This is a genomic window from Paraburkholderia sp. J94, assembly GCF_905220285.1.
Taxonomy (GTDB): Bacteria; Pseudomonadota; Gammaproteobacteria; order Burkholderiales; family Burkholderiaceae; genus Paraburkholderia; species Paraburkholderia tropica_A.
On sequence record NZ_CAJMZH010000012.1, the window covers coordinates 252,610 to 261,929 of the forward strand.

At 63.8% G+C, this 9,320-nt stretch carries 11 protein-coding genes, 1 tRNA gene and 1 riboswitch; of the genes, 2 read left to right on the plus strand and 10 right to left on the minus strand.

The window, feature by feature from the left end; translation table 11 throughout:
* Window positions 1-63: 63 nt before the first annotated feature.
* Both U4Y88_RS25700 and U4Y88_RS25705 read left to right on the plus strand, forming a co-directional pair.
* Window positions 64-651 carry a YceI family protein gene (locus tag U4Y88_RS25700; protein ID WP_224016345.1) on the plus strand — a complete coding sequence of 196 codons (588 nt, stop codon included), beginning with the start codon at window positions 64-66 and terminating at the stop codon, window positions 649-651.
* A gap of 68 nt (window positions 652-719) precedes the next feature.
* Window positions 720-1,310 (plus strand): YceI family protein, encoded by a 591-nt coding sequence (locus U4Y88_RS25705; RefSeq protein ID WP_224016342.1) that lies wholly within the window; start codon window positions 720-722, stop codon window positions 1,308-1,310.
* Between the two features lie 151 nt (window positions 1,311-1,461).
* Here U4Y88_RS25705 and U4Y88_RS25710 read toward each other — a convergent pair whose 3' ends face one another.
* From U4Y88_RS25710 to ydfG, 10 genes are all read right to left on the minus strand, one after another.
* A complete protein-coding gene (locus U4Y88_RS25710; protein ID WP_321787257.1) occupies window positions 1,462-1,905 on the minus strand; it encodes a BspC domain-containing protein in 444 nt (147 codons plus the stop codon).
* A 148-nt stretch (window positions 1,906-2,053) separates the two neighbouring features.
* Window positions 2,054-2,129: transfer RNA gene (locus U4Y88_RS25715), tRNA-Lys, on the minus strand.
* A gap of 220 nt (window positions 2,130-2,349) precedes the next feature.
* Window positions 2,350-3,099 (minus strand): tol-pal system protein YbgF, encoded by a 750-nt coding sequence (gene ybgF, locus U4Y88_RS25720; RefSeq protein ID WP_224016337.1) that lies wholly within the window; start codon window positions 3,097-3,099, stop codon window positions 2,350-2,352.
* A gap of 24 nt (window positions 3,100-3,123) precedes the next feature.
* A complete protein-coding gene (gene pal, locus U4Y88_RS25725) occupies window positions 3,124-3,633 on the minus strand; it encodes a peptidoglycan-associated lipoprotein Pal (protein WP_224016334.1) in 510 nt (169 codons plus the stop codon).
* 18 nt (window positions 3,634-3,651) lie between these two features.
* Window positions 3,652-4,944, minus strand: coding sequence for a Tol-Pal system beta propeller repeat protein TolB (gene tolB, locus U4Y88_RS25730; protein WP_321787259.1), 1,293 nt, complete (start codon window positions 4,942-4,944; stop codon window positions 3,652-3,654).
* 123 nt (window positions 4,945-5,067) lie between these two features.
* Complete coding sequence (tolA, locus tag U4Y88_RS25735) at window positions 5,068-6,075, minus strand: cell envelope integrity protein TolA (RefSeq protein WP_321787261.1); 1,008 nt, start codon at window positions 6,073-6,075, stop codon at window positions 5,068-5,070.
* Window positions 6,072-6,518, minus strand: a complete 447-nt coding sequence (gene tolR / locus U4Y88_RS25740) for a protein TolR (RefSeq protein WP_224016325.1) — start codon at window positions 6,516-6,518, stop codon at window positions 6,072-6,074. The genes tolA and tolR overlap by 4 nt, the downstream gene beginning before the upstream one ends.
* Window positions 6,519-6,542: 24 nt before the next feature.
* Complete coding sequence (tolQ, locus tag U4Y88_RS25745) at window positions 6,543-7,220, minus strand: protein TolQ (RefSeq protein ID WP_027817805.1); 678 nt, start codon at window positions 7,218-7,220, stop codon at window positions 6,543-6,545.
* 154 nt (window positions 7,221-7,374) lie between these two features.
* Window positions 7,375-7,878: a tol-pal system-associated acyl-CoA thioesterase gene (gene ybgC / locus U4Y88_RS25750; protein ID WP_310634042.1), complete on the minus strand. Its 504-nt coding sequence runs from the start codon at window positions 7,876-7,878 to the stop codon at window positions 7,375-7,377.
* Between the two features lie 67 nt (window positions 7,879-7,945).
* Complete coding sequence (gene ydfG, locus U4Y88_RS25755; RefSeq protein ID WP_224016317.1) at window positions 7,946-8,692, minus strand: bifunctional NADP-dependent 3-hydroxy acid dehydrogenase/3-hydroxypropionate dehydrogenase YdfG; 747 nt, start codon at window positions 8,690-8,692, stop codon at window positions 7,946-7,948.
* A 227-nt stretch (window positions 8,693-8,919) separates the two neighbouring features.
* Window positions 8,920-9,135: riboswitch (ZMP/ZTP riboswitch) on the plus strand.
* Window positions 9,136-9,320 lie beyond the last annotated feature (185 nt).

Genomic DNA, 9,320 nt, shown 5'->3' on the forward strand with positions numbered 1-9,320 from the left:
GTGCTTCTTATTCTTCCCATTCGACGTTTTTTCACCGCTCATAGCGTAAATAGCGAACCGATCATGATCCACCGTCTCGTCCAGAAAGCTTCCGTCGTCGCGCTCGGCGCGGCGCTCGCCGCCGGCGCGGCCTTCACCGCTTCGTTCGCCCTGAACGCGGATGCGGCGCCCGAAGCCGGCAAGAGCGCCGTCTCGGCCGTGTTCAAGCAGATGAACGTGCCGGTCGAAGGCAAGTTCAACCACTTCAGCGCCGACGTGCATTTCGATCCGGCCAACGTCGCCGCTTCGAGCGCGAAGCTCGACGTCGAGGTCGCGAGCTTCGACCTTGGCTCGGCCGACTACAACAAGGAAGTGGCCGGCGACGAGTGGTTCGACGCGGGCAAATTCCCGCACGCGACCTTCGTCTCCACGCAGATTAAGGCCGGCGCGAACGGCGCGTACTCGGTCGCGGGCAAGCTCACGATCAAGGGCAAGACGACCGATGTCGTCGTGCCGGTGCAGTACCACAAGGACGGCGCGAACCAGGTGTTCGACGGCGCGCTGCCCATCAAGCGCCTCGCGTACAACATCGGCACGGGCGAGTGGAAAGACACTTCGATCGTCGCCGACGACGTGCAGATCAAGTTTCACATCGTGGCCGCCGCGCACTGACGCGCAACGGCTGTCCGTTTCAACCGCATTCGCTTTGTCTTAACCCCAGCATCAGGACACACGCTCACATGAAGAACACGCTTTTCGCCGCGGCTGCTGCCGCCGCACTCGCCGCCGCCATCGCCACGCCCGCTGTCGCCGCGCCGACCACCTACAACCTCGACCCGACGCACACGTACCCGAGCTTCGAGACCGACCACTTCGGCGGCGTCTCGGTGTGGCGCGGCAAGTTCACGAAGAGCTCGGGCACGGTCGTGCTCGATCCGGCTGCGAAGACCGGCACGGTCGACGTGACCATCGACGCATCGTCGATCGACACGGGCAACAAGGCGCTCGACAAGCACGTCAGCTCGGCGGAAATGCTCGACGCGGCCAAGTTCCCGACGGCCGTCTACAAGGGCACCTCGGTCAAGTACGACGGCGACAAGCCCGTCGAAGTGATCGGCACGTTCACGCTGCACGGCGTGACGAAGCCGCTGAACCTGAAGATCGACTCGTTCAAGTGCTTCCAGAACCCGATGCTCAAGCGTGAAGTGTGCGGCGCCGACGCAACCGCCACGTTCGATCGTTCGGACTACGGCGTGAACTACGGCCAGGCGTATGGCTTCAAGATGGCCACGACGCTGCAGATCCAGGTCGAAGGCATCAAGGCCGACTAAGTCTTTCCGACTGGTGGCAACGGGCGCGCGCTTCGCGCGACGCTCGTTGGGGGCCGCCGAGGCCCGAAGTAAAAAAGCCCGTGCGCATGATGCGTAACGGGCTTTTTTGTTGCGTGCGCGATGTGGCGCGACGCGCTGGCTGCGATCCGCGTCAGTGGATCGGCGAGTCGCCGTGCGTGCTGTGCGGCGCCAGCGCGACATCGACCACGTGCGTATGCCAGATACCGCACGTCGCCTTCACGGGCACCCATGCGTACTTGCCGCGCAGCTTCGCGAAGCCGCGCAGATGAATCAGCGTGTCGATGGGCGAGGCCTGCGGCACCGGGCTCGACGCACCACCGGGCAGTGCGCCCGCAGGCACCGGGCTTTCGACCTTGGCGGTGAGCGCGCGGCGGTCGGGGACCATCAGCGAATCGTAGCGCGGCGCGCCATGCACCCACTGATCGAGGGCGGCGACGCAATTGACGACGGCGTCGGGCACCTTCATCCGCCGCAGATATTCGTAGTCTTCGGGCGGGGCTTGAACTTGCGCCTGAACGCGCAGACTGATCCAGAGCAGCGCGAGCATGACGCAGGCGAGAGTCGAGAACTTCATGTTGACGTGGCCTGTGCGGCGGGGGAACGGCGGGGTGGGGAAGTATACACGCTGAGCCGCGCGAGGCTTGTCCGGGAATGCAGGCGCGATTTTTTGCGCGCCAAAGCAAAAAGCCCAGTCCGAAGACTGGGCTTTTTGTTTCAAGCTTTGGTAGGCCGTACGGGATTCGAACCTGTGACCAACGGATTAAAAGTCCGCTGCTCTACCAGCTGAGCTAACGACCCGAAAGAAGCGGGATTATAGCAGACATGCGGAACGTGTCAACCTTATGGCGCGTGCTTCTTATCTGTTTCTTGAGCGCTCAAACAAGACAACCCAAAAGAAAAAGCCCGGAATACGCGGTATTCCGGGCTTTTTGGGGATTGCGAGAGGCGCGTTTGGCGAACCTGCGGCGATCACGATGACGCCGCTCATTCGCTTCACGCCAGATCGATCCAGCGGCGCTTATTTGAGCTGTGTGAGCTTGCTCTGTGCCGTCTGGGCAACTTCCGAGCTGCCGTACTGCGAAACGATCTGTTCGAGCGTGCGCTTGGCCGCAGCCTTTTGCCCTTGCTCCATCTGATTGTTCGCGATCGCCAGCAACGCCTCAGGGGCGCGCGGATGTTGCGGATAACTCTTGACCACGTTCTGCCACGTTGCCGTCGAACCCTTGTAGTCCTTCAACGCATACAGCGCGTTGCCGAGCCAGTACTGCGCCGTAGGCTGATACGGGCTCTGCGGATACTTGGAGATGAAGCTGCGGAACGACGAGGCGGCCTGCTTGAAGTCGCCGTTGCGGAACTGTTGGGACGCGGAGTTGAACGCATCCATTTCGCCCGGCTGAACGGTGCCCTGCATGCCGTCCACGGTCTCTTGCTGCGGCTCGAACTTCTTGAGACGCGTGTCGAGATCCGTGTAGTAGTCCTTCTGTTGCTTCGTCAGCGTCGTGAGCTCGTTCGCCAGATCTTCGGTCTGACCGCGCAACGTCGCGACCTGCTGGTTCAGCTGGTCCATGCGGTTGGACTGATCGAGGATCGTGCGCTGTGCCGCGGACAACTGGCTCGACAGATTGTCGTTCTTGGCGCGCAGGTCGAGAATCGCCTGGCGCGCCTGATCGTCATCGAAGAGACCCGCGTGGGCCGGGATCGCCGCAAAGGCGACGCCGGCCACGCAGGCGGCTGCGGCTGCCCGCAGCGGGGAGAAACGGTGCGACATACGCCCCTTCATCCAATGCTCAGATTACTGTTGGTACACGAGGTCGGCACGACGGTTTTGCGCCCACGAGGCTTCGTCGTGACCTTGTGCAACCGGCTTTTCCTTGCCCAGGCTCACAGCTTCCATCTGCGAATCGGGCACGCCCATCAGCGACAGCGCCTTGCGGACAGCTTCAGCACGCTTCTGGCCCAGTGCCAGGTTGTACTCGCTCGTGCCGCGCTCGTCGGTGTTGCCCTGGATCAGGACGTGACGTTCCGGGTGCGTCTTGAGGTATTGGGCGTGTGCCTGCACCACGCTTTGGTAGTCGTCCTTGACGGCGTAGCTGTCGAAGTCGAAGTACACGCTGCGCTTGGCGAGCGGGCTGTTCGGGTCGTTCAGCGGGTCGACGTTGACTTGGGCGACGGCGTTCGGGTTCGGCTGCGTGCTCATCGAGCCGGCGTTCGCGTTTTCGTCGGTCTTCGGAGCCGACTTACACGCGGCCAGTGCACCGATCATCAAGACGGCCAGCGCCAGGCGGAATTTGTTCGACATCATTATTGCTCTCCTGAAGTGTTATTGCATGAAAGGACCCCAGGACGGCTCGCGTACGCTGCCGCCCTGAACGGACAGGATTTGCCGCGTACGACCGTCGGTCGATACAGCAGCCAGCACGCCACGGCCGTTCACCTGTGTGGCGTAAAGAATGTACTGACCGTTCGCCGCGAAGCTGGGCGATTCGTCATGTGTCGTGTCGGTGAGCGCGGTTGCCACGCCGGACTGCAGGTCTTGAATGTACAGCTTAAATCCGCCGCCCGTGCGTGAGATGTACGCCAGCTGCTTGCCGTCGGGGCTGACCCGCGGGCTCGTGTTATAGCTGCCGGTGAACGTCACGCGTTGTGCTGCGCCTGCGCTTTCACCCTGTGCTGACATCCTGTAGACCTGCGGCTGGCCGCCGCGGTCGCTCGTGAAGTAAATCGAGCGTCCGTCAGGAGAGAAGGTGGGTTCGGTGTCGATGGTCGTGCCTTGCGTCAGGCGGCGCAAACCGGAGCCGTCGGCATTGACGGCGAAGATCTGCGTGTTGCCCGTGCGCGACAGCGCGACGGCGAGCGTGCGGCCGTCCGGCGACCAGGCCGGTGCCGAGTTGTTGCCCTTTTGGTCCGAAATGACGACGCGCCGCCCCGTAGGCAGGTCGTGCACATAGACGATGGGCTTTTTCTTTTCGAAAGAAACGTAAGCGACCTTGGTGCCGTCGGGCGACCAGGCCGGCGAGATGATCGGCTCGGGGCTCGACAGCGCGATGTGCGCGTCTTGTCCGTCGGAGTCCGAAATCTGCAGCTGATAGCGGCCGCCCGTGCGGATCACGTACGACAGGCGCGTGGCGAACACGCCGCGGTCGCCCATCAGCTTCTGATAGATGTAATCCGCGACCTTGTGTGCGCTCATGCGCAGGCCCGCGGGCGGGCTTTGCAGCACGAGACCGCCGAGGCTTTCGCCCTTGACCGTGTCGTAGAGCTTGAAGCGCACTTCGTACTGGCCGTTCGGCAGCTTGTTGACGCTGCCCGCGACGAACGCGTTGGCGCCCTTGGCTTTCCAGCCGCCGAGGTCGACCGAGTCGGTTTCGGCGACCGGGGCGCTGCCCGCGTCGACGTTGGTGAATTTGCCGCTGCGCGCGAGGTCGGCGCGCACGATCGCGGCGACTTGCTGCGGCGAATTTGCTTCGCCCGCGAAGTTCGCCGTGGCGATCGGAAACTGGGTGGAGCCCACGCCGGTGACGAGGACGTTGAGTTGGGCGTTCGCGGCGCCGCCGACTGCCAGCAGGCAGGAAGCGACGAGGGTACGCAGGCCAATTTTCGTCATCAGAGTCATGCTGTGATGTTTCCTGAAAAAGCGATATTTGTCACACCGCGCGACAGCAGACAGACCCGAGATGCATCGAATCGTTCCTGCCCGCCGCCGCGCGCCAGCGTTGTTGCACTCTGACTTGCGCCGTCAACCTGCCGGGCGCAAGGTAATCTTGAAGCTCGACGGCGTCTTGCCGTCGGTGTCTTGCGGCATCGGGTCCGCGCTTTTCACGGCTCGCATCGCGGCGTCGTCCCATGCCGAATTGCCACTGCTGCGCGTGATCGTTGCCGAAAGCAGGGTGCCGCTCGAGGAACAGCGCACCGCGATTTCGGTTTCAAGACCGGCCGTGTCGCCTGCCCAAGTGATGAACGGCTTCACGCGACGGCGCACCTTGTCGGCATAACCCGGCGTTGCTGCATTGCCGCCCGAGCCGCTGCCGGTGCCGCTTTTCGCGAGACCGTTGCCGCTCGTGCCTTCGCCGCCGCCCATCGCGCCTTGCATCTGCGCGATGCGCGCGCGCCGTTCTGCGTCCATCTTCTTCGCCTGGGCGTCGGCTTGCGCCTTGGCCTTGGCGGCCTTGTCGGCGTCGGCCTTCTTCTGGGCGTCGAGCTTCGCCTGCTTCTGTTGCTGCTCTTGTTCCTGCTGCTTCTTCAGCGCGTCTTGCTGCTGTTGTTGCTGCTTGAGCTTTTCGGCGGCTTGCTGCTGTTGTTCCTGCTGCTGTTGTTGCTTGAGCTTCGCGGCCTTCTGCTGCGCGGCGAGCTGAGCCGCCTGCTGGGCGGCCAGTTGCTGCTGACGCTTCGCCTCGGCTTCCTGCTGCTGCTTGATGCGTTGCTGCTCGGCCAGTTGCGCCTCGCGCGCCGCTTCCTGCTGCTTGCGCTTTTGCTGTTGCAGCGCAATGTCGGCGTCTTCCGTCTGCGGCGGCGGCGGGGCAGGGGTCACCGGCGCGGGCGGCGGCAACGGCTTCGGCGTCGACAGGTCCGGCACCTCGGTCCAGAGCTCCGCCTCTTCACCCGCCGGCGTGCTGTTCTGCCAGTGGATGCCGTGGTAGAGGAAAAAACCGAGCAGCACGTGCATGATCACGGCGAGCGCTATAGCACGCCCCGTGCCACGCTCGCGCGGAGGCTGCATCGGATAGGTGTCTTTCTTGCCGGTCATTGCGATTTGACGAGCAGTCCGACACGTTTGACGCCGTGCGCCTTCAAATCGGACATGACGTTCATCACGGTCTCGTACTTCACGGACTTGTCGGCGGCGATCACGACGGGCTGGTCGGGATGACTCTGCTCGCGATCGGCGACGAAGCCGTTGAGATCGGCGCGCGACATGGTTTCCTGCTGCGTGGCACCCGAGTCGTCCTTATATTTGACGCTCAGATTGCCGTCGGGCCGGATGTTGACCACGACGGGCGGTGTTTGCTGCTGCTGCGACGCGCCGCCGACAGTCGGCAGATTGACAATGGACGGCGCCACCAGCGGCGCGGTCACCATGAAGATCACGAGCAGCACCAGCATCACGTCGATATACGGCACGACGTTGATGTCGGCCATCGCACGGCGCGAGCGGCTGCCTCGCATGCTCGAACGGACTGAGCCTCCCATCTTCGACTCCTTGCTTCGTGAAGATTAGTGGGCCTGACGCTGCAGGATGTTCGAAAACTCTTCGATGAAGGTTTCGAAGCGGATCGCCAGACGGTCGATGTCGTGCGCGTAGCTGTTGTACGCGACGACCGCCGGAATCGCGGCGAACAGACCGATGGCGGTGGCCGTCAGCGCTTCGGCGATGCCGGGCGCGACGTTCGCGAGGGTGGCCTGCTGCACGTTCGCGAGACCGCGGAACGCATTCATGATCCCCCACACCGTGCCGAACAGACCGATATACGGGCTGACCGAGCCGACCGAGGCGAGGAACGAGAGATTCGCCTCGAGCGCGTCCATTTCGCGCTGGAAGGCCGCGCGCATGGCGCGGCGGGCGCCGTCGAGCACGAGGCTCGGATCGTTCAGGCGCTTCTCTTTGGCCTTCAGGAACTCGCGCATGCCCGACTCGAAGATACGCTCGAGCGCGCCGATCGTGTGGCGGTTGTTCGCTGCGCTCTGGTAGAGCGCCTGCAGGTCGCCGCCCGACCAGAAGTCGCGTTCGAAGCGTTCGGTCTGCCGGCGTGCGCGGCGGATGGCGAACCACTTGCGGAAGATGAAGGTCCAGGAAATCAGAGACAGCAACAGGAGAAGTCCCATCACCGCCTGTGCCAGTATGCTCGCATTAAGAACGAGTGAAATGATCGACAGGTCTTGTGTAGTGTTCATAGAGGTTCGTTGTAACGTCCCGGAAGGGGCGAGCGGCTGCAAGTCAACGCGAAGCTTCCCGAAGGCAAACGGCAAGGCGGCGCGCCGTCGCGGCCGAACCCAGCTTGGTCCTGCAAAGACCCGCGCGAGTTCACTGGCGTCGTATCAACGGCAATTAAGCGGATGCCGTTGACACGGTTGGTAAGACTTTCTTCATGCCACGTTCCAAAGCTGCGTGAACGTGGTCGGGAATGGCGGACGCGCGCATGGTGCCGTCGACGTTCGCCACACAGCCGACGCGGATCTTGCCCGTGGCCAGCAAGGTGTCGCCGCGCCACGCTTCCTGCATGAAGTCGACCGACGCGCGGCCGAGTTTGTCGAGGCGGCTCACGATCGTCACGACGTCGTCGAGACGGGCGGGCACCCGGTAGTCGAGCGCGGTGCTGCGCACGACGAAGAGGGCGCCGGTTTCCTCGGCGAGCCTGCGTTGATCAACGCCGCAGGCGCGCAGCCATTCGGTGCGCGCGCGCTCGAAGAACTTCAGGTAGTTCGCGTAGAACACGATGCCGCCGGCATCGGTGTCCTCGTAGTAGACGCGTATCGGCCATGTAAAACCGGACGCGGCCTCCGAACTTGGGGCCGTACCCGGCTTGCTGGTGGAGATTTCCATGCCGCGCATTCTACCGGAACGCGCGCTGCGCACGCCGTTCGGACGACTGACATACGCAGGAAAATTGAAAGCAAATTTATCCGCGATGGATGCTCAGTCCGGCGAACGATTGCGCGACCGGCATGAGTTCGATCGTGTTGATATTGATGTGCGCGGGGCGCGTGGCGATCCAGTAGATGGAGTCGGCGATGTCCTCGGCCGTGAGTGGCTGCACGTCCTTGTAGACGTTGGCGGCCTTGGTGTCGTCGCCTCGATAGCGCACGTTCGAGAACTCGGTGCCGCCGCACAGGCCGGGTTCGATGTCGGTCACGCGCAGCGCGGTGCCGGCGAGGTCGGCGCGCAGGTTCAGGCTGAACTGGCGCACGAAGGCCTTGGTCGCGCCGTAGACGTTGCCGCCCGGGTACGGCCAGCGGCCCGCCACCGAACCCAGATTGAAAACGTGGCCGCGGTTGCGCGCGACCATGCCCGGCAGGAACGCATGCGTGACCTGCACCAGACCGGTGCAATTGGTCTCGATCATGGTTTCCCATTCGTCGAGGTCGGCCTTTTGCGCCGGTTCCACGCCGAGTGCGAGGCCGGCATTGTTGACGAGCACGTCCACGTCGGCGAATTCGGGCGGCAGGGCGGCGGGCGCGGCTTCCACGGCGGCGCGGTCGCGCACGTCGAGTTCGAAGGGCAGAAGCGCGTCGCCGAGTTCGGCGGCCAGCGCGTCGAGGCGGTCCTTGCGGCGTGCCGTGGCGACGACGCGGTGTCCGCCCTTGACGAAGGCCCGCGCGATGGCGGCGCCGAATCCCGCTGATGCGCCGGTGACGAAAACGATCATGGTTGCTCCCTGGTCGGTAGAAGGCGAAGAAAGGGGAAAGCCTACTTCCAATGCGGCGCTGCGGCAAGGAAGGGTCAGAACGCGTGCGAGCCCCGCATCGACTTGCGGACGGCACGCGGCGGCGCCTTGCGCGCGGCCCCCGGCGCCCGCTTCGGGCCCTTTCCCGGTACGTTCGGACAGCCCGCTTCGGTTGCCTATTCCGGGCCGTTCCAATACACTAACGCGCTCAATCCCTGCGTGACTGGCGATAGGGTTCCTGAATGACGGCGCGTGCATTTGCGGCTGCACCCAATGGTGTTCCAAGCGGTGTACCAGGCGGTGCAGCAAGCGGTGTAACAATCGTGCGTCATGCTGCGTTTGGCGCGGCTCGATCGGGAGCTCAAGGTGGAACGACCCACCGTGAAGCGCAGGGTGCCGTTTTGCCGTTCGCCTGGGCAGCCGAGATCCGCGCGCTTCAATGAGCGCTGCACGGGCTGTCCTGCCTCGCGTGTGCGGCACCTTCTTCCGCCACGTCAGGGCTGGCCACTTCGCCAGCAGCGCCGCGTACCTGCTACGCGTTCCGCGCGAGACCCGGTCAACCTGAACACACTTAACGGAACCCGTATGTTTGACAGAGCCGAAAGCACCA